24 protein-coding genes and 1 pseudogene are annotated in these 17,941 nt (G+C 34.0%); 12 read left to right on the forward strand and 13 right to left on the reverse strand.

Annotated elements, in window-relative coordinates:
- Position 1: 1 nt before the first annotated feature.
- The 7 genes from F1Z66_RS02100 to F1Z66_RS02130 all read right to left on the reverse strand — a co-directional run bounded on the left by F1Z66_RS02100 (position 2) and on the right by F1Z66_RS02130 (position 5,097).
- On the reverse strand, positions 2 to 394 hold the full coding sequence (locus F1Z66_RS02100; RefSeq protein ID WP_149861952.1) for a hypothetical protein: 393 nt from the start codon (positions 392 to 394) through the stop codon (positions 2 to 4).
- A 78-nt stretch (positions 395 to 472) separates the two neighbouring features.
- A complete protein-coding gene (locus F1Z66_RS02105) occupies positions 473 to 1,087 on the reverse strand; it encodes a hypothetical protein (RefSeq protein ID WP_149861953.1) in 615 nt (204 codons plus the stop codon).
- Positions 1,088 to 1,156: 69 nt separating this feature from the next.
- Positions 1,157 to 1,432, reverse strand: coding sequence for a hypothetical protein (locus tag F1Z66_RS02110; RefSeq protein WP_201448611.1), 276 nt, complete (start codon positions 1,430 to 1,432; stop codon positions 1,157 to 1,159).
- Between the two features lie 117 nt (positions 1,433 to 1,549).
- The gene (gene serS / locus F1Z66_RS02115; protein WP_149861954.1) at positions 1,550 to 2,872 is read right to left on the reverse strand and encodes a serine--tRNA ligase; all 1,323 of its coding nucleotides are present in this window, start codon (positions 2,870 to 2,872) and stop codon (positions 1,550 to 1,552) included.
- Complete coding sequence (locus F1Z66_RS02120) at positions 2,865 to 3,146, reverse strand: hypothetical protein (protein ID WP_149861955.1); 282 nt, start codon at positions 3,144 to 3,146, stop codon at positions 2,865 to 2,867. The genes serS and F1Z66_RS02120 overlap by 8 nt, the downstream gene beginning before the upstream one ends.
- Entirely contained in the window at positions 3,130 to 4,647 is a 1,518-nt protein-coding gene (locus F1Z66_RS02125; protein WP_149861956.1) for a hypothetical protein, read from the reverse strand. The genes F1Z66_RS02120 and F1Z66_RS02125 overlap by 17 nt, the downstream gene beginning before the upstream one ends.
- A gap of 3 nt (positions 4,648 to 4,650) precedes the next feature.
- Positions 4,651 to 5,097: a 30S ribosomal protein S15 gene (locus F1Z66_RS02130; RefSeq protein ID WP_149861957.1), complete on the reverse strand. Its 447-nt coding sequence runs from the start codon at positions 5,095 to 5,097 to the stop codon at positions 4,651 to 4,653.
- Between the two features lie 95 nt (positions 5,098 to 5,192).
- Between F1Z66_RS02130 and F1Z66_RS02135 the strand changes: the two genes are divergently transcribed.
- The 3 genes from F1Z66_RS02135 to F1Z66_RS02145 all read left to right on the forward strand — a co-directional run bounded on the left by F1Z66_RS02135 (position 5,193) and on the right by F1Z66_RS02145 (position 7,320).
- Positions 5,193 to 5,618 (forward strand): zinc ribbon domain-containing protein, encoded by a 426-nt coding sequence (locus F1Z66_RS02135; RefSeq protein ID WP_149861958.1) that lies wholly within the window; start codon positions 5,193 to 5,195, stop codon positions 5,616 to 5,618.
- Between the two features lie 91 nt (positions 5,619 to 5,709).
- Positions 5,710 to 6,219 (forward strand): hypothetical protein, encoded by a 510-nt coding sequence (locus F1Z66_RS02140; RefSeq protein WP_149861959.1) that lies wholly within the window; start codon positions 5,710 to 5,712, stop codon positions 6,217 to 6,219.
- Positions 6,220 to 6,411: 192 nt separating this feature from the next.
- A complete protein-coding gene (locus F1Z66_RS02145) occupies positions 6,412 to 7,320 on the forward strand; it encodes a TIGR00269 family protein (RefSeq protein ID WP_230207415.1) in 909 nt (302 codons plus the stop codon).
- Here F1Z66_RS02145 and F1Z66_RS02150 read toward each other — a convergent pair.
- The 3 genes from F1Z66_RS02150 to F1Z66_RS02160 all read right to left on the reverse strand — a co-directional run bounded on the left by F1Z66_RS02150 (position 7,317) and on the right by F1Z66_RS02160 (position 9,314).
- Positions 7,317 to 7,526 carry a hypothetical protein gene (locus tag F1Z66_RS02150; RefSeq protein WP_149861960.1) on the reverse strand — a complete coding sequence of 70 codons (210 nt, stop codon included), beginning with the start codon at positions 7,524 to 7,526 and terminating at the stop codon, positions 7,317 to 7,319. The genes F1Z66_RS02145 and F1Z66_RS02150 overlap by 4 nt on opposite strands.
- Before the next feature lie 168 nt (positions 7,527 to 7,694).
- Positions 7,695 to 8,120 carry an aconitase X swivel domain-containing protein gene (locus F1Z66_RS02155; protein ID WP_149861961.1) on the reverse strand — a complete coding sequence of 142 codons (426 nt, stop codon included), beginning with the start codon at positions 8,118 to 8,120 and terminating at the stop codon, positions 7,695 to 7,697.
- Between the two features lie 33 nt (positions 8,121 to 8,153).
- Positions 8,154 to 9,314, reverse strand: coding sequence for an aconitase X catalytic domain-containing protein (locus tag F1Z66_RS02160; protein ID WP_149861962.1), 1,161 nt, complete (start codon positions 9,312 to 9,314; stop codon positions 8,154 to 8,156).
- Between the two features lie 108 nt (positions 9,315 to 9,422).
- Between F1Z66_RS02160 and F1Z66_RS16185 the strand changes: the two are divergent.
- Together F1Z66_RS16185 and F1Z66_RS16190 are read left to right on the forward strand one after the other, a co-directional pair.
- Positions 9,423 to 10,172, forward strand: a pseudogene (locus tag F1Z66_RS16185) (DUF763 domain-containing protein).
- Positions 10,173 to 10,194: 22 nt separating this feature from the next.
- Positions 10,195 to 10,599 (forward strand): DUF763 domain-containing protein, encoded by a 405-nt coding sequence (locus F1Z66_RS16190; RefSeq protein WP_159357560.1) that lies wholly within the window; start codon positions 10,195 to 10,197, stop codon positions 10,597 to 10,599.
- A 21-nt stretch (positions 10,600 to 10,620) separates the two neighbouring features.
- Here the strand turns inward: F1Z66_RS16190 and asnS are convergent, their stop codons facing one another.
- Entirely contained in the window at positions 10,621 to 11,931 is a 1,311-nt protein-coding gene (asnS, locus tag F1Z66_RS02180) for an asparagine--tRNA ligase (RefSeq protein ID WP_149861966.1), read from the reverse strand.
- Between the two features lie 559 nt (positions 11,932 to 12,490).
- Between asnS and F1Z66_RS02185 the strand changes: the two genes are divergently transcribed.
- Together F1Z66_RS02185 and F1Z66_RS02190 are read left to right on the forward strand one after the other, a co-directional pair.
- Positions 12,491 to 12,754: a DUF4364 family protein gene (locus F1Z66_RS02185; RefSeq protein ID WP_149861967.1), complete on the forward strand. Its 264-nt coding sequence runs from the start codon at positions 12,491 to 12,493 to the stop codon at positions 12,752 to 12,754.
- A 46-nt stretch (positions 12,755 to 12,800) separates the two neighbouring features.
- On the forward strand, positions 12,801 to 13,172 hold the full coding sequence (locus F1Z66_RS02190; protein WP_149861968.1) for a Rieske (2Fe-2S) protein: 372 nt from the start codon (positions 12,801 to 12,803) through the stop codon (positions 13,170 to 13,172).
- 47 nt (positions 13,173 to 13,219) lie between these two features.
- Here F1Z66_RS02190 and F1Z66_RS15755 read toward each other — a convergent pair whose 3' ends face one another.
- The gene (locus F1Z66_RS15755; protein WP_195907450.1) at positions 13,220 to 13,366 is read right to left on the reverse strand and encodes a hypothetical protein; all 147 of its coding nucleotides are present in this window, start codon (positions 13,364 to 13,366) and stop codon (positions 13,220 to 13,222) included.
- Between the two features lie 56 nt (positions 13,367 to 13,422).
- Positions 13,423 to 13,935 carry a hypothetical protein gene (locus F1Z66_RS02195; protein WP_149861969.1) on the reverse strand — a complete coding sequence of 171 codons (513 nt, stop codon included), beginning with the start codon at positions 13,933 to 13,935 and terminating at the stop codon, positions 13,423 to 13,425.
- A 55-nt stretch (positions 13,936 to 13,990) separates the two neighbouring features.
- Here F1Z66_RS02195 and F1Z66_RS02200 point away from each other — a divergent pair, with 55 nt between their 5' ends.
- The 5 genes from F1Z66_RS02200 (at position 13,991) to cobJ (ending at position 17,877) form a co-directional block, all read left to right on the forward strand.
- Complete coding sequence (locus tag F1Z66_RS02200) at positions 13,991 to 14,269, forward strand: RpoL/Rpb11 RNA polymerase subunit family protein (RefSeq protein ID WP_149861970.1); 279 nt, start codon at positions 13,991 to 13,993, stop codon at positions 14,267 to 14,269.
- A 19-nt stretch (positions 14,270 to 14,288) separates the two neighbouring features.
- A complete protein-coding gene (locus tag F1Z66_RS02205) occupies positions 14,289 to 14,639 on the forward strand; it encodes a transcription factor S (protein WP_149861971.1) in 351 nt (116 codons plus the stop codon).
- A gap of 57 nt (positions 14,640 to 14,696) precedes the next feature.
- Entirely contained in the window at positions 14,697 to 15,446 is a 750-nt protein-coding gene (gene pcn, locus F1Z66_RS02210; RefSeq protein WP_230207416.1) for a proliferating cell nuclear antigen (pcna), read from the forward strand.
- 115 nt (positions 15,447 to 15,561) lie between these two features.
- Entirely contained in the window at positions 15,562 to 16,953 is a 1,392-nt protein-coding gene (locus F1Z66_RS02215) for an aspartate kinase (protein ID WP_149861973.1), read from the forward strand.
- Between the two features lie 150 nt (positions 16,954 to 17,103).
- Complete coding sequence (cobJ, locus tag F1Z66_RS02220; RefSeq protein ID WP_230207417.1) at positions 17,104 to 17,877, forward strand: precorrin-3B C(17)-methyltransferase; 774 nt, start codon at positions 17,104 to 17,106, stop codon at positions 17,875 to 17,877.
- Positions 17,878 to 17,941 lie beyond the last annotated feature (64 nt).

The raw sequence follows: 17,941 nt of genomic DNA on the forward strand, positions 1-17,941 counted from the left end.
ATTATTTTTTTATTTTAATATATTTTACATCCGAGGCTATTTCTTTATGTTCTTGGATTAGCGTAACTCTAAATTTCACATTTGTAAAGTCCTTTTTGGGTATATGTTTTGTAACTATTCTAAATTCAAAATTTTTAGGATCCTTTAATTCCTTTTTCATAATAGACATTCTTGCATAAGGGTAACTTTTTTTCTTACCTTCTATCTCTGTATATGTAAACACATCAGAAGAGTCTTCAATTTGAGAGTTAATGCTAATACTATCATATCTTCCATCATAGTTGATTGAAATATTTCCTGTCGTTTCTTGATCTGGTATTATGACTGTATCTTTAAATTCAAGAGTTATGGTTTTATCTTTTACTTTGTTGTTGGCAGGCCTGATCTTCTCCAATTTATATTGATTTTTTGTAACGGTCTTTTTTATTTTTATGGATTATGAAGATTTCTAGAATTTTCAATTAAAATATCATTAAAGATTTTTCCATACTCTTCTTTCACGATCAAATACAAATATGAAAAGATGGATTTGACTAAAAGTGCTTAATTGATTAGCATAGATATCTGTGTTTAAAGGTTCACAATTGATCTCATCGGTTAGGGGTGGTGATTTTACGATCTTATTTAACACGTCAGTAAGGTTTTCAATGGTTATCTCTATCCTTTCTAGTCCTTTAATGAAATCTGTATCTCTTTTTTCCACGAGTAAAAAAATTAACTTTCGACAAAATAATAATTCCTTCTCTACCTCATCGTATTGGAGTTGTCGTTGCTCAATAATTTTCTCATTGCCTTGAGTTGACAGTGCTATTGTATCCTCAAGGTATTCTGTAATAGTTATCTTTAACTTTAGACCTTTATTTCCTCTTCTTTTTTTGATGTTTTTTGTTATCTCAACAAGTTCGCTCCATTTTTCCATTGGAATGGATCCGAAGAAATCTTCTGCGCTATTTTTGATAAATTCTATTTCTAAAGTACTAGCAAAATCGGGGGTTTTCGAGACATTGGTTTCGATTATATCATGATTATTGAATATGCTATTAATGGTTTCTATTTCGCCTAGGGAAAGACCCCAATGATTCAGCATGATTTGATACAACTAACGAAATTACTTAATAAAAAAAGGAAAATGTGAGTATTATTAAAGCCTCGCTCCTTACCAATGGTGTTTTTCGTCTGGCATTAATCCTATCTGTTCTTTTTGGAAATATTTCTCTAATTCTTGGGTCCATTTCTCCTTTGCAGCTTGACCCCCAAGACCTTTTCTCCTTAACCAAAATGAAATTGCACTCAGTAAGAACACTGCAAATAACATAGTTCCAACTATGTAAATCATTACATCATAGAATAAGGGGTCGTATTGGGGCCCGATTTGTAGGCCAAAGTTTTGGAACATACTACCTGCTTGAGACACTACATTTAACAAGCTCATTATATTATGAGCCTGACAACTAAGATATATATATTTTGGTTGCTTGTTTATCTAAACTCGCATTATCTTGAGCTGTCTTTGCCTCGCTCTGCAATACCTAAATATAAAATCTGACAATTATATGATTTCCTTTAAATTTCCCATATAACTTTGGAGCACCTCTGGTATCCTAATTGTGCCGTGCTCAGTTTGATAGTTTTCCAAAATGGCGACTAAGGTTCTCTGTACTGCTACTAGTGTGCTGTTCAATGTATGAACAAAATTAGTCTCTTCATTTGGATTATTTCTATATCTAATCTTAAGTCCTCTTGCTTGATAATCGGTGCAATTTGAACATGAACAAATCTCTCTAAATGCCATCTGAGCTGGAAACCATGCTTCAATATCATAGGTTTTCGCAGAGACTTTGCCCAGATCTCCACTACATAAAACAATAGTCCTATATGGAATATCTAACATCTGATAGAATCTTTCAGTAACTTTTAAGAGTTTCTCGTGTTCTTTCCACGACTCTTGTGGATCGCAGAATATGAATTGTTCTATCTTGTCAAATTGGTGGACTCGAAATAAACCTTTCATGTCTTTACCGTGTGCTCCAGCTTCTTTTCTGAAACATGGGCTAATTGCAGCATATCTAATTGGAAGTTTTTTACCCTCTAAAATTTCATCCATATGCATAGAAGCCATTGGATGTTCGGAAGTACCTATAAGATAAAGATCTTCATTTTCTATTTTATATATGGTTTCTTCGAAATCGCTCAAAATTACTGCTCCTTCCATCGCTTCTTTTCTTATCAAATATGGTGGTTGAATTATTGTATAACCCTCTTTTGACAAATAGTCGAGAGCAAAGGTGGATAATGCTAGACCTAATTTCACAAGTTCATTTTTGAGGAAATAAAAACGCGCACCTGAAATTTTCCCTGCTCTCTCTAAATCTACTAAATCATGGGCATAAGCGATTTCGATGTGACCTTTATCTCCTAATCCGCCACTTTTTTTACTTACTTTTGCCTCATCTGCATGTAATCTCGTATCGTATATTTTCGAAGTGTTCCCACTAAAATTACTAAGAATGACATTATGATTTTCGTCTTTTCCAATGGGTACACTCTCATGTGGAAAGTTTGGGATACTCTTGATTAATGTAAGATAAAGTTGTTCGTTATCTTTGTATTCTTCCTCGAACTTTTTGATTGTAGATCCAATGTGCTCCATCTCTGCAACACTGTTTGAAACATCTTTGTTATTTTTTTTCTTTAACGCGATTTCTTTCGCTATTTTATTCTTTTGTTGTTTAAGTTTTTGTAGTTCTATGATTAGAGAACGTCTTTTTTTATCTGTTTCAAACAGCTTATCAGTTTGAAATTCCACATTTCTTTTGATTAGCATATCTCTAATTGCGTCAGGATTCTCTTTGATTATTTTGGAGTCAATCATTTTTAATCACATCCCTTGCTAGCGCAATATGTTCCATAATCTCATCAATTGTGTTTATTAATGTGTTAATATTATTTTCTTTGATGATATTCTTTTTTTCATATTGTAAATCAATGATAAATACTTCATCATGTATATTCATATTCAGACCCAAGTAGGGGGGTAAATTTATGTTGTCGGCTGTTAAAGTTTCTAATAACATTGACGCCTCCTTTCGATTCGCGCACTTTATTTTAACGCTAGTATCTACACATAAATCAGGATTTTCTGGCATTATTTAATAATCCTTTAATTTTTGCCAAAAATACTTCCAAATCTTTCATTGGTACCAATATTTCTAATATGTCCAGTCCCGCTCGAAAATAATGATTTAAGAATAATGATCCACTATATGTTGGGTCTATTTTCTCTAACATTTGTTTAAGGTTTTCAGTAAATTCAATAAAATTAATATCACACGATGCTCCTTTTACGATTATATATTTATAAACCTCCTCATTTTCCATGTCAATGTATCTCAGACAGGTCATTCTGTCGCTATAAGAACCTGACTTACCTAACATGATTGCGAACATTGGTGCAACTATGTTATCAAATACCCCTTCTCCATTTACAAAAACGACTGTCAGATCTTCATAAAATCTCCATTTTTCACTAAGAATTCTAAGTCCTGTCTCTTTGATTGTTTCATCTTCCTTTTTCATAAATTCACTAATCTCTGCCAAAGATTCTTCCCGGTCACCAAGGGCTAGGGAAAAAGCAGTTCCAATTTTCTTGGCATAAATGCAAGATTCTAAAACTCTGGAAAAAGAATAAATCCCGCTACATATACTGCTTATCTCCTCAAACGTGAGATGATAGTTATTCCTCCATGATTGGATTAAATTAGATTTAATTGTCTTGCTAGTTTTACCTGTGATTCTGTTTTTAGTCCTGCTATCTTCTATGCATTTTTGAAGATAATCTAAAATAATTCCATAATCGTCATCATCTAGCTCATTGGTGCTTTTGATCCTGTTTTCCTGTACAAATTTTACCTTGGTTTCTTTGAGACCTTCTATTATCTTATCTCTATTCCAGGTCAATCCTCTAATGAAGTAGGATGTATTACTTTCTAGAGCATTAACAATTGATTTGTTCTGTTTGTTTACAAAAGTAAAACCCTTTTGTCTTTGAATCAAATGCAAATCAGATGCAATAGTAACTATTTCCTTGTCCAAATCGAATAAATCAACGTCATTTTTTACTCCTTGTTTAGAGACTTGCGCAACTAAGAGTAAATATATCTTTAAGTTTATATTTCTATCAAATTCATTTACTATATCGTAGACACATTTTGATGTTGTAGTTACATCTTGATTGTCAATATCCTTGTCACTTTTACTATTCTTCAAAAAATTTGAATTATTCTTTTCTATTATTCTGTTATTAACCTCCACTATCGTTTCAGAATTTATAAACAAACACCTGTTATCTGGTAATAAAGTCTCAAGCGAACTTAATACTTTGTTTTCAAAATCCAGAAATATGTAATAATAATGTCGTTCTTCCAATACTTCTTTGAGACCATCTTTATTCAGAAGTGTTTTGGGGTTGATACATCTAACGCACGCATTTCCTATAATATCAGATATTGACTGTAAGAGAATGGTACTACCAATAATTCCATCAACAGTTTCGTTTGAAATAATAAAAATGTCTTTTTTTTTTCGTACTGAATCTAAAATTGTTTGAGCTGCTAGCCTCTGGGAGTCTTTGATATCAACTTCTCCCATTCTCTACTCTAATTTGGCAATAACTGATTTATATTTCCAATCTTTAGATATCATGCCCTCTCTCTTATAATACCTGGATAATCTATGTATCTTTGATTCTATCAGTTCAAGAGACCTGACGTTTCGCTTATCACTATTGTGCACGCCCAGATGTTTTTGTAGTCCGAGTGCTTTTCTCACAAGCCTTTCAAGGTCTTCAGGCATTGACCTTTTAATATCATTCTCTTCTAAAATTTGAGATATGGTCATTCCGATAATTGGTTTAACTAAGGGTACTGCAAATTCATCCCTTAGTCTTAAGCCTATCTCACTTGCTGGCATTCCATCCTTTCCAAATTCTACTATCTTCTTAACAATCTCTTGGCCGTCGATCGTCCAAGTTGGAGCATTTTTTGAAGTAGGCCTTACTGAATGTGATTTACCGTGTGTATGTGCATGCGTCCTTGCCATTATTCTCTGAATTCATATGTTAAAGTGCATATCTTAAATGTTGTTATTTTTATTAACATAAAAGTTATATAATTGCTGTATGAGTAAATTTTAATATGAACAAGGCACACTTAATGGTAGCGGCTTTTTCATTGGTAATGGGTTCTATACTATTATTACCAGCTTTAAATATTGCATTTGCACAGTATGGTGGTCAAGGAAATCCCGGAGCATCAACTCTAGAAGAGCAGCTTCAATTGGCTAAAGAGAAAATTACTAACGCTCAGCAGCAAGGTGCATACGGTTCTGGAACCGCTATGTTTGGATCAAACTTGGATAGCACTGTTTTGACTATAATTGTCATTGTTGTGATTATGGGTGCTATATCAGGTGCATTCTTCGCAGCTGGAAAAACTGGCAAGAAAGCCGTCGTTTCAGCAGGTTCTGGTGGATCATACACAACTGGTAAGTTTTGCACTAATTGTGGTACCCAATTGGGTGATAACCAAAAATTCTGCGGAAGCTGTGGTACAAAAGCCTAAACCTTTTATTTTTTTCCAAATAAAGGTTTTAAATGGAATTTGACGGTTTTTTTTGGTAAAGTTTATAAGAAAGATCTACTAAGTTTATGCTATGAGTAATGAAATAAAACAAACTAATTCTGTTACATCAAATACTATCGAAAAGAATGTATCGTCGTACATAAACTTAACAGAACAATCTGTTGAAAAGACATTGGATACTATTAAAGAGAACTTGATAAAATCAATTGATGAATATGTAAAGATCCAGCCTAGATTCCTGCAGTCTGTATCAGATTTTCAACTAGAAATTATCCAATCATCAAAAGATGTCATCAATAAAACAATTGCCCATCAAAAAGGTTTGATTAAAGAATTTGTAAACGTGTCACAAGCACAGCCAAACGAAACCTATCAACAATTATTTAACAAAACAAATGAAAATGTGGATAACTTTGTAAAAGCTTTTACTGCTGGAAACCAGTTTAACTTTGATGCTATAGATACCACTCGCGAAAACGTCAAGTTATACAATAAGGCTCTGGATGCATTTACTGATTATAGCACTAACACATTTAATGCATGGACATCATTTGCTAGATCCTTTTACAGAAATAAATAACTTTTTTCCATCAATTATTTTTTCTTCTGCTTCTACAAGCCTGCACAGGATTATCTCTCGTCACTCTATAATGCTTAATTATTAAATATTGGACATTTGTCTTTCTCTATTTAACATTTTTAAATTCTCACAACGTAATGGATATCTATCGCATTGATTCCTTGCTGTAATAAATGCCATAAAAATAATGCTGTGTTCAGCCGCCAATACTCGGGAGAAATCCTCTGTAAAAGGTGCTTTCTAAACTCTATTGAAAAAAAAACCATTCAGACAATTTCAAAATACAGTATGATTCGATATGGTGAAAAGATTGCAGTAGGAGTTTCGGGAGGAAAAGATAGTCTCGTACTACTCCATATACTTAACAAAATAGCAAATCAAAACAACTATAAATTAATCGCAATAACAATAGATGAAGGAATTGAAGGTTACAGAAATGAATCATTATCAATAGTTAAAGAATTTTGTAACAACATCAACGTCCCATATTTCATTTTTAGTTATGACGAATTGTTTGGTATAAACATGGATGAAGCAATTGAAACAAGACCGTCAAAGAAGACGACCTCCTGTTCAATTTGTGGGACATTCAGACGAAGGGCGTTGGATTTGGCTAGTATAAGAATTGGAGCTGGTGTGTTAGCAACCGCACATAACTTGGATGATTATTTACAAACTTTTATGATAAACTTGTTTTCTGGCGATGTAGATAGAATTGGATGGATGTATCCACAACCCATCGAATACCATAATGGATTGAAGAAAATAAAACCTTTCGTAGAGCTTTATGAAAGTGAAATTGTATTTTATGCTTTTCATAGTGGAATCGCATTTCAATCTGATCAATGCCCTTATATGCATGAAAGTATTCGTACTGATTTCAGAGAGTTCTTTAATAATTTGGAAAAAATAAGACCAGGCATAAAATACAATTGCTTTAATTCTATGAATAAATTGTCCAAAATAGTAAAAACATTTAAAAAAAACATCAACGTCAAGAATTCCTGCTTAATTTGTGGAGAGACATCTACCAATCAAATTTGCTCAGTTTGCACTACTATCCAGATGCTGGATCTTGATAAAAAAAATTATTATGATTAAAAGTTATTTTTTTTCTCTTTTTTGGAGGATTGCCACCAGTCTAAATAATCTTCGCTTTTATTATTTTGTTCCCTAGTATTTATCCTTTCATGTAGTTCTTCAAATTTCTCTCTGGATGCGAAAAGACCACAACCTCTGCATATAAAGTTCTTTGTAGTAGAATCAAAACTTAAACTTCCTCCACATTCAGGACAAAATTTTACCAATAACGTAATTATTCATGAATATTAAAAAAGGTTTTGAATTCTTTAGGATAAAATTTTACCCCGACACATGGATTTTATTCATCATCCCATCACAATTGGTCCGTTCGCCCATCGAATACCATGTATCGAGGTAACTCTTATTTGGTAAATGTTCTATTAAGATTTTTACTAAGATAGTTTAATTATCTCTTTTTTTGTATCCAGAGTGATCAGAGTCTGTTGTTTGAATGTTAGTGATTCGTAAAATGAAGTTACTTTTTCCAATTCTTTTTTGCCAATAGAAGCTAGTGGGATATTTGAAATTGCACATCCTGAGGCTGTAGTTATGTCCACTATATTTGTACAAATCATGCCATTAGGTGATACGTTGTTTTTTTTAAGTGCAAAAATGGTATAAGCACCTACACTACTCCCACTCGAATTGGGAAAAATCAAAATGGTACCTTTGAGATTTTGTTTAGCATTTGAGCCATGTTCATATGAGAGATCACCAGTAGAGCTGTTTACCATACCAAGAAAATTTATTGGCTCCCTTACCAATAACAATTTGCCCCACGCCTTGCCACTTACTATTCTTTTACATTTAATGTTCAAGTCAAACGATCATTCCATTTATTCTCTAGCAACTCACTGTGTATAGTTATCCACAATTGATTTTAAGCTTGAAAGCTTTACCGATACCTTATTTGATGTTTTCATGTAGTACGAAGCTTTAACGCTATTTGTAATGATGCTGTCATAATCTTTTTTACATATAAGCGGAGTCAAACATGTGCATGCATCGCATACAAAACTAGCACCAGATCTTTCCAAGGATTTTGTTATTCCTAATTTTTCACCTCTGCAATACACCGTCCTTGGACAAAATATTTTGCATGGTTTGGAGAATTTTTTTCCATCCATGAGAGTCTGAATTTTGTTTAATTCGTTCATTCCTAACTGCGGACTTCCAAAAGTTATAATTTCGCCATCGTCGGCTGTACTCAGTTCATCATAGGTGTTTTTCATTTCCTTCTCACCAAAGTCGATTCTTTCTACTGCAGTAGATCTATCCCCTACCCGAAACATTCCACAGGATCCTGAGGTACCTATTCCTGCTGAGAGTGACTTTAATTCCAACATGTCCAATCTCTCAGATACATTACATAAACCAGCACAATTTTTTTTTGCATTCTTGCCTGTGAAGTAACCTAACAACCCATAATCTAATTCATCTTTCAAAACTAGCTCATTTTTGATTTCCAATTGAGGGGTTCGATTTTCTTCGATTCGTAACTCTGAATAAGGTGACTTTCCTGTGAGGGCGCTGGCTAGAGCGCTTAGTGCACTTTCCTTGTTTGTTACTAAGTCTAAATGTGAATTTGCCAAAACTGCTGCATTACTTTCTGCAAAGCTTACTTGCGTCCCACCAATTGGTAAGGACATTATTTCATATGGTATACATGAAAATGTAGGAATAGTGCCTATTTTCTCATAAGATTGGGCTATTTGTATTTGTTTTGCGATAAATTCCGGAGGCAGATCAGGTAAATTCTCTCTGTCAAATCCCATGGGATTTATGGTAGTTCTTACTTTTGTCTTACCCTCCAAACTAATTTGTCTAAGAAACTCTAACCCACTATCACCGATAGTATTATAGTTTACACCTGATACATGTGCCCACTGAATTGGAATTAACTTATCCGCATCAGTCGCTTCGCCAATCGCTACAAGTATTCGGTAAGCAGAAGCTATTGCTTCGCCGTATTCTCCTGATAAGCCCTTTTCTTCTTCATGCGTAAGAAGCATTAATTTACTTACCAAGTTGTAATATAATATTATTTTTCCTTCCAATTATAGGTAACATTTTATAAAATATATAAAGCTATTGACATGAAAGTAACAACAGATGATCTAATGATTCCTGGCACAAATGCTCTAACTTTGCCATTGCATTCAGGGACTCCTCCACGATATTTGGTGAGGAGGATGATTAAACTATCTGGTTACATCTCAAAAGTTCTGATAGATAGTTACGGTACTCTTGAGTTTTTGAAAAGATTGTCAGATCCGCTTTGGTTCCAAGCATTTGGATATGTTCTTGGTTTTGATTGGCATTCTTCAGGAGTAACGACCGTAGTTATGAGTGTATTGAAACAGTCTGTATTACCCGAATCCCATGGCATCTCAATTACTGGAGGCTAAGGAAAAAAATCTAAAGAAACATTGAAGGAGATATCTACCATCTGTAAGGATTCCTTCAATTTTTGTGATTCTATAATAAGTGAATTGTTATATGCTAGTAAAATGAGTGCAAAAATTGATAATTCTGCAATCCAAGATGAATACCATCTATATCATCATAATTTGGTTTTTGATGAAGAAGGGTATTGGTGTATTATACAACAGGGTATGAATATCGACAATCATACTTCGAGACGATATCATTGGCTGTCCACTAGAATAAAGGATAGGTGTTTTGTAATTGAGCCACATACCGGGCTGATAGGGGATATTTATCAAAGTAATAGGGTATTAGATATGACTAGCAAGAATTCTCTTGAGAATCAAAAAATTTGTGTAGATGTATTAAATGATCACAAGAATATTAAAGACCTTTATTTATCAATAAAACCATTAGTTTCTCGTTCGAGATATCAAACTTGATACTTGGATGATAGATAAGGGGATGACTACTGGATCTCTAAATCTTTTGCAACCAATCTCAAACGCGCTGTATTCGATGCCTGCGCGAGTTGACTGGGATTTGGTAAGGCAAATTCATGAAATCCAGCCTAAAAATTATGAAAACTTCTTATCAATTAAGGGAGTAGGCCCTAGCACTGTAAGGGCAATTTCTCTTATAGCTGAACTGATATTTGGATGTAAAGCATCATGGGATGATCCGATCCGTTTTACGTTCGCTTTCGGAGGAAAAGATGGTGTACCTCATCCAATAGATAGAAAAAGCTACGACCAGTCTATTTCATTCTTGCAATCTGCAATCGAGAGTGCTGAAATATCTTCGGATGAGAGGAAAAAAACTCTCAAACGACTGGCAAAGTATACTTCCAAACTTACAAATTTTGACTAACAAACATTCAATGTAAATTTTTTAAGGGAGAATTCTTGACATTGTCCTAGGAAAAAGCACTACATCCTTTATGTCCTCAAAATTCAAAATCCATCGCAAGAATCTCTCTACGCCTAAGCCAAAACCTCCATGGGGGACAGATCCATATTTTCGCAAATCCAGATACCAAGAATAGCTATCTATTTTAAGATCACTATTCTTGATTTTATTTGATAATTTAGTTAAGTCATCTTCACGAATTCCTCCGCCAGCAATCTCTCCATAGCCGAAGGGGGCCAAAAGATCAACTGCCAATCCAGTATTTTCATCAGAAGGGTTCTGTTTAACATAGAAGGGTTTAATGCCTACTGGATATTCTGTAACAAAAATTGGATTGGTCGCATTCTTTGTTAGTTCTCTTTCTGATTCGATGTTTAGGTCATCGCCCCACTCGATTGCTCTTTCATATCCTTCTTCGTCTCTCACTTTGCAATCTAACGATCTCAATCTGTCAATAGCCTTCTCATACTTAATTTTTTCAAAAGGTGTGGAAATTGATTTTAATTTGCCTAAAACGTCTTTGTTCAGAAATTCAATTTCTCTTCGGTTCAATTCTATCAAATTTTTGACAAGACTATAAATCAAATTTTCTTGAATCGTAATCAAATCAGAAAGATCGATCCATGGTATTTCCGCCTCTAAATGACTGAATTCTGCTAAATGTCTGACCGTTCTGGATTTTTCGGCTCTAAAAGAATTGCTGATTGACCATACGGGGCCTAAACTGTAGATCATTGATTCCAAATATAATTGTGAACTCTGTGAAAGATATGCCGTTTCATCAAAGTATTTCACCTCAAATAGCGTTGATCCTCCTTCTACTGCACCTTTCACAAGTAAAGGTGGAGTTACCTCCATCCAGTTTTCTTTTTGAAACCATTCTCTGGCATACCTAAGAAAAGAACTCCTTAGTTTTCCAACGTTAATCATTTTTCTTGTTCTTAGTGTTAAATGCCTAAAATCCAAAAGGATTTCGTCACTCTGATACTCGCCAATTGGATAATCAATGTTCGCTATATTATATACCATTAAGTTGTTCACTTTTATTTCGTATCCACCTTCGATTGCTCGCGGGTCCTTTACCAATCTGCCTTTAACTTCAACCGAGGATTCAATGGTTAAATTCTTCGCCAGATTGGACGGACATACGGCTTGAATTACATCTCCTCTATCATCTCTAATTATGATGAAAGATTTTTCCTTTTGCTTCCTAATTCGATGTACCCATCCTCTAATACAGACGATCGAGTCTACTGTTATATCATTTTTAATGTCATGGATTCTTTTTATCATGATCATTAAAAACTGCAGATATTTTATTTATCTTTGCAAAACAGTATTGTTATCTCATACTTTAATTTTTACTCTCCACTCGTTTCCAAAGTTGAAAAATTTCAAACTAATGCATTTATCTTGTCTAAAATGATCTTTTTGAAATATCCTTAAATCCACAACTCCCCTAAAATCATATTCATTAAAAATATTATTAAAATAATTTCAGATGTTTCTAGGATTAATTTAGAGGCAGATTGATTTTAAAAATAGTTTAAATTCAAAGTACTTTTCAAAATATTCGAATTACGATGTTTATAAATGTGCATAGGGATATCTTGGATTATTCTTACATTGATTAGGATGATATTATATGAGTGTGAAAAATCAATGGGTCATCTATACGCTTGTATATGCTGCTGATAAGAAAGTTAATAATATAAACCTGTCTGTTTGAATTATTAGTATCATCTATATTATAATTTCAATACCATCAAAGCTAAAAAATCACTAATACATACCTATTGGTCTTAGTATTGCTCCGTTTTTATTTTTTAAATTATTTATTATTTTGGATAAAATGAAAAATAGAAGCCGCCTAGAAATTATAGCCATGATCTTGGAAACTGTAGGTGATGACGGTGCAATACAGGCTAAAATAATGTACAAGGTATATCTTTCTTTCCTACAAATGAAAGAATATCTGTCCCAGCTAATGAAGAATGACCTGATCATTTATGATGACGGAGCCCAAATTTACAAAATGACTGAAAAAGGCAGACGATTTCTAACACTGTATAAACAAATGACTGAGTCTATTACAATGACAAAGCCAATCCTTTAATTTTTTTCTTTTATCCTGTTATTTTTGATCATTTATAAATAAGTATTTGCAACAGTCAAATATGATTTTTGATACTGGGTTGAAATTAAGTGATTTGTCCTCGGGTGTATTTAAGAGAATTACTATCGAAAAGGAGGATATTGTAATTGGTTTAAAAAATAATATGTTGTATGCCTTTAATAATGTTTGTCCTCACAAAGGGGCTTCATTATCAAAGGGTAGTCTTAATGGTGATAATATAGTATGTTATATGCATGGGTACGAATACAATATCTTTACAGGTAAATTAGTAAATATGAAGTCCTGGAAAAAGGATGATACTTGGATCGAGCAAAATGAACGATGGAGATATTCTGATGATTTAAAAATCTATAAAACCATGATTGACAATGAAAAGGTCTTTATCGATTTAAACTGATATCCTAAAGTCATATCATTGTAGGGTTTGATTTTAGTATCTGTCTCCTATTCTGGGACTGAATCGCTCACAAGTTTATTGTTTTCAATTTTAACAAATAAAAACCTATTATCCTTGAAAATCAAGGTCAATTCGTTTTCACTTTCTTCAACATCGAGCAATTCTTGCCCCTTTATACCGTCAAATTTTGTCATAATAAAAATCAAATACAAGTCATATTTAAATTAAATTAAAATGTATTATCTTGTCGCTAAAAGTCTATGACTATGCTATTGGATTCTTTGGATATCTGTGATTTTTCGATGAAATCGTGTTTGCCCCAAGATACACGTGCCATGACGGAGATACTATTTTTTCCTTTGCCAAAAGATTCTACGGTGATTTCTAAATCCTTATGAAAGTCAAACAACTGTCGTCTAGCCTCCTCTTCTTCAAGTGGATAAAACGGTTCTTCATCTTTTACAATCATGATCCATATTCTATGATTTATCTTAGGATTTCTAGTCCAGAAAAATATGCCTTTTCTGATTAATTTTATTTTGTCTACTACCTTCCCATTGTTCTTGACATCAAGGTTTATTGACAATCTCAAATAATTATCATGTTTGTTGTAGGCCCTTTCCCAATTTTTTTGAACAAACACATCTCTTATTAAACCTTTGATGCTAAAATCCAGAGACATCGAAATCGAATTTGCTCCAAATACTTTTTCATTAGATTTGGAAAGGCTAATGTCACTAATATAATTGGCATTTTCCGTCAATTTAGATACTGAGAAGGTATCATTTATATCCTCAATATGTAGTTGTCTTTTATATATGCATGCTGAGGTTACACATGCTAAAGACAAGGAATTAGAATTTAAGATACATGATATAGATATCTCTATTTTATACATAATTCAACATGAATTACAAAAAAATCCCGACAACAAATTTGCTGGAGTAGTACTAAAACATCCACTTATACGTGAATACCGGCTCAAAATGTTGACCAACAAGATTGATCCACAAAAGGCATTGGAAGAATCGGTACAATCTGCAATAAAATATACTAATGATCTCGCTGGAATTATGAAATTGACTATTGGGAGTTGATTGAGAGGGTGAAAAACCTATGAAGTTCTGTCCAAAATGCGACTCCCGATTAAGGAATAGACAAGAAGAACAAATTCTGACTTGCCTAAAATGCGGTCACGTTATTGTGGGAGAGAATGAACCAAGTATATCTAATCCGGTTAACAGTGTTGCTACAACTGTATCAAGTTATGATTACTCTGATAACACGCTGAAAATAATGGACTCTGAAAAACCTATTGAAGGCTTACCCACTACAAATATTGAGTGCCCTAAATGTCAGAATAACTTGGCATTTTGGTGGATGTTACAAACGCGTTCGGCAGATGAAGCTACAACACAATTCTTTAGATGTACCAAATGCAGTCACACCTGGAGAAATTACTCTTAATTTTTCATTAATAGTGATCGGACGTATTAAACCACAACTAAATAGTTGATCAAATTGATGTTTACAGCAAAAACAAAATCGCCTGAGGAATGGAAGATAATTAATTCTGCGATATCTACTTTAGTGGATGAGGCAACTTTTGAAGCTACTTCTGAAGGTATCTCTTTTAGAGGTATGGACCCATCTCATGTTGCTCTGATTGATATTTTTTGGCCTAATACTGCTTTTGACAGTTACCAATGTGATTCCGAGCTTAAATTTGGTGTCCGTATTTCTGAATTCTCAAAGTTGATCAAAAGAACAGATAAGAAAGATGAGCTAGAAGTCTCTATTACAGATCAAGATGTATTAAGGATTAGAACTAGTGGAAGTTACAAAAGAGAATACAAAATGCGACTCATCGAAAGTTCTTCGGGGTCTACTCCATTGCCAAAATTATCATTTAATTCAAAACTAGTCTTATCTTTGTCTGCTTTTGATAAAATCCTCTCAGACATAGAGGTTGTATCGGAGTATGTTGAAATTGAATCATTTCCTGAACGAATCGAGTTCTTGGGAAAAAGCGACACCGGCGAAGCAATGGTTACTATGGAGCCTAACAGCGAGGGACTGGAAGATATTGAAGTGAAAGAGGAATCAAAAGCTACCTATAGTCTGGATTACTTGCTTAAGATTGTGAAATCTGTCAGCTCTGTCGGTGTTACCTCTGCAATAGAGTACTCCACAAAAATGCCAATACGACTTGAATTTAGAATCGCAAATATTGGACGTATTCATTTTTACCTCGCTCCTCGAGTTCAGGATTGAGGATCTTATTATTCGATGTTTAACTTTATTTTGTTTGTTTTGACCATGCACAAAGGGAATTATCTATTTCTAATTCACTTAGTTAAATGAGTGATCCATAAAGATGAGAATTGTAATGAAATTTGGTGGATCAGTATTGGATAGTCCATCAAAAATTATGACCATTGTAAAAATAATTAAATCCTACTATGACAATGAAAAAAAACCTGAAATGATATGCGTTATCTCGGCGATGACTGGAGTTACAGACAGGATAATCCTACTTTCAGAACAGATAGTAAGAGGAGATAAAAAAGCAATTGATAATTTTGTTACTGAAATAACTCAAAATCATATTGAAATTTTAAATCCAGTCATTCAAGATCCAATTTTGAGATCTGAAGCCAGGGAAGTTATCTTAGATATTATACAGGAATTTAAAGCTATATTGGATGGATTAGTGTTGATTTCGGAAATCACTCCCAGATCTTTGGATCATATGCTTTCCTTTGGAGAACGTCTAATGGCTCCAATAATTTGTTATTGCTTGAGAGATCAAGGAATTGATACAAAATATTTTACAGGGAAAGAGATCGGAATTATCACTGATTCAAATTACGGCGAAGCTAGTCCACTTATGAATACCACTAAATTTAGAGTGAGTTCAAAACTTGTACCTATGATAGCTCAGGGTATAGTCCCTATTGTGACCGGTTATATTGCTGGTGACCAGTACAATCATACCACTACTTTGGGCAGAAGTGGATCTGACTATACCGCTACAATAATCGCATCATGTATTGATGCAGATGTAGTGTATTTGTGGAGCAACGTAGATGGATTGATGACTGCTGATCCTTCAATAGTAGATGGTGCTAGGGTATTAGAAGAGATATCTTACAACGAAGCTGCGGAAATGGTTTTATTTGGCGCCAAGTACATCCATCCTAGAGCTCTTGAACCAGTACTAGATTCAAATATTCCTCTAAAAATTAGGAATGCATTTAATTTGGATCATCCTGGAACAACCATCACAAAGAATCTCAAAATTTCGAGTAATATTGTCAAGTCCATAATCGCTATTAGAAACACCGCTCTCTTAGATGTTGGCGGTGGAGGTATGGTAGGTGCCCCCGGTACAGCCGCAAGTATATTTGAAACTCTGGCGAATAATAAGGTAAATATTATGATGATATCTCAGGGCCCTTCTGAGTCTAGTATTTCCATAGTCTTAAGACATGATGACTTGGGAAAGGCAATTGCTTCTTTGGAACTAAAACTTTTGGGAAGAATTATCAAACATCTCAATGTATTGGAGAATGTTTCAATTGTGACTGTAGTTGGTTCGGGCATGCGAGGAATAAAAGGTATTGCTGGCAGGGTCTTTACTGCCATTGCTAAGAGTAATGTTAATGTAATCATGATAGTGCAAGGTTCCTCGGAATTAAATCTTGCTTTTGTTATAAACGATAGTGATTGCAATAAAGCGGTAAGGGCGTTGCACAAAGAGTTTGATTTGGATCATTAATCATAAATATACCTGCCCACTACGTCCAGTATAGCTGGATTCACCTTATTTGGATTCTGATAATTCTTAAAACTAAGGGCTACAAAAATCGGAATTTTTTTCTAATAAAGAAAAAAGATAAATGAACAAAGGACTCTAGTTTTTTTTGATTTGAGTACTGGAAAGTTGTACGTCGTAGGGGTTGGTCCCGGCCATCATGATCACATGACATTTCGTGCAAAAGAAGTCATTGAGCAAAGTCAGATTATAGTAGGTTACGATACTTATGTTACATTAGTTGAAGATCTCATTGAAGGTAAAGAAGTCTTTAGATATCCTATGACTCAGGAAGTCGATCGAGCAAATCAGGCTATACAGTTTGCAGAGGATGGTAAAATAGTTTCATTAGTTTCTTCGGGTGATCCTGGAATCTATGGGATGGTTGGTTTGATTTATGAAATCTTGGCTGAGAAAGGTTGGACCAAAAATCATGGAATTGAAGTAGAATGTGTTCCGGGAGTTTCTTCATTAAATTCTTGTAGTGCTTTGATTGGCTCACCGCTGATGACTGATTTTGCTGTCGTTAGTATGAGCGATCTATTAGTTCCCTGGGAAATAATTGTTAAAAGAGTTGAAGCAGCAGCACTTGGAGATTTTGTTACAGTCGTTTATAATCCATCAAGCAAAAAGAGGATACATCAGCTTAAGGATGCAAGAGATATTTTCCTTAGGCATAGGAGCCCTAACACACCTGTTGCAATTATAAAGGGCGCTTTTCGTGAAAGTCAGTCGATTGTAATCACAGATTTAGAAAGAATGCTTGATTATCCTGATCTTATGGGTATGATTACGACTATTATCATTGGCAATTCATCTTCGTATAATTACAATGATTTGATGATAAACCCCCGAGGGTATCGATCAAAATATCAACTAGTAAAGTAGAATTTGATAGGTTTCCAATATTTTTTAGTTATCTATAAATTTGCTGGGTGGTTTATCAAATAAC

Origin of the sequence: Candidatus Nitrosocosmicus agrestis (genome assembly GCF_008389435.1) — an archaeon.
GTDB classification, from domain to species: domain Archaea; phylum Thermoproteota; class Nitrososphaeria; order Nitrososphaerales; family Nitrososphaeraceae; genus Nitrosocosmicus; species Nitrosocosmicus agrestis.

Coding starts and splice junctions, on each gene's coding strand:
- F1Z66_RS02130 (WP_149861957.1), bottom strand. CDS start 5,097: ATGGCAAGGACGCATGCACATACACACGGTAAATCACATTCAGTAAGG.
- F1Z66_RS02125 (WP_149861956.1), bottom strand. CDS start 4,647: ATGGGAGAAGTTGATATCAAAGACTCCCAGAGGCTAGCAGCTCAAACA.
- F1Z66_RS15755 (WP_195907450.1), bottom strand. CDS start 13,366: ATGACAAAATTTGACGGTATAAAGGGGCAAGAATTGCTCGATGTTGAA.
- F1Z66_RS02185 (WP_149861967.1), top strand. CDS start 12,491: ATGAAAAATAGAAGCCGCCTAGAAATTATAGCCATGATCTTGGAAACT.
- pcn (WP_230207416.1), top strand. CDS start 14,697: ATGTTTACAGCAAAAACAAAATCGCCTGAGGAATGGAAGATAATTAAT.
- F1Z66_RS16190 (WP_159357560.1), top strand. CDS start 10,195: ATGACTACTGGATCTCTAAATCTTTTGCAACCAATCTCAAACGCGCTG.
- F1Z66_RS02200 (WP_149861970.1), top strand. CDS start 13,991: ATGCATGCTGAGGTTACACATGCTAAAGACAAGGAATTAGAATTTAAG.
- F1Z66_RS02140 (WP_149861959.1), top strand. CDS start 5,710: ATGAGTAATGAAATAAAACAAACTAATTCTGTTACATCAAATACTATC.
- F1Z66_RS02120 (WP_149861955.1), bottom strand. CDS start 3,146: ATGCCAGAAAATCCTGATTTATGTGTAGATACTAGCGTTAAAATAAAG.
- F1Z66_RS02205 (WP_149861971.1), top strand. CDS start 14,289: ATGAAGTTCTGTCCAAAATGCGACTCCCGATTAAGGAATAGACAAGAA.
- F1Z66_RS02215 (WP_149861973.1), top strand. CDS start 15,562: ATGAAATTTGGTGGATCAGTATTGGATAGTCCATCAAAAATTATGACC.
- F1Z66_RS02105 (WP_149861953.1), bottom strand. CDS start 1,087: ATGCTGAATCATTGGGGTCTTTCCCTAGGCGAAATAGAAACCATTAAT.
- F1Z66_RS02110 (WP_201448611.1), bottom strand. CDS start 1,432: ATGAGCTTGTTAAATGTAGTGTCTCAAGCAGGTAGTATGTTCCAAAAC.
- asnS (WP_149861966.1), bottom strand. CDS start 11,931: ATGATAAAAAGAATCCATGACATTAAAAATGATATAACAGTAGACTCG.
- serS (WP_149861954.1), bottom strand. CDS start 2,872: ATGATTGACTCCAAAATAATCAAAGAGAATCCTGACGCAATTAGAGAT.
- F1Z66_RS02135 (WP_149861958.1), top strand. CDS start 5,193: ATGAACAAGGCACACTTAATGGTAGCGGCTTTTTCATTGGTAATGGGT.
- F1Z66_RS02160 (WP_149861962.1), bottom strand. CDS start 9,314: ATGCTTCTTACGCATGAAGAAGAAAAGGGCTTATCAGGAGAATACGGC.